A 243-nucleotide genomic window follows, 5' to 3' on the forward strand; every position below is an offset into this window, starting at 1 on the left:
TTCGGTATTTTAATGTGGCTGGCGCACACCCATCGGCTGAAATAGGGGAAGATCATAATCCGGAAACTCATTTAATCCCGAATATATTAAGACATTTACAAGGCATGACGCCTTTTATTGAGGTGTTTGGAAATGATTACGAAACCCCAGATGGCACCTGCATTCGTGATTATCTGCACGTCTTGGATCTGTCGGAGGGGCATATTTTAGCATTAGAATATTTATTGCAACAACAAGGGCAAA

At 41.6% G+C, this 243-nt stretch carries 1 protein-coding gene; it reads left to right on the forward strand.

Annotated features, from left to right (window positions below; translation table 11 throughout):
• A partial coding sequence (locus tag V7659_RS02445) for an NAD-dependent epimerase/dehydratase family protein (RefSeq protein ID WP_335537901.1) occupies positions 1 to 243 on the forward strand: 243 nt, incomplete at both ends.

The sequence above is a fragment of the Neobacillus drentensis genome, assembly GCF_036966985.1.
In the GTDB taxonomy this organism is placed as follows: Bacteria; Bacillota; Bacilli; order Bacillales; family Cytobacillaceae; genus Neobacillus; species Neobacillus drentensis_E.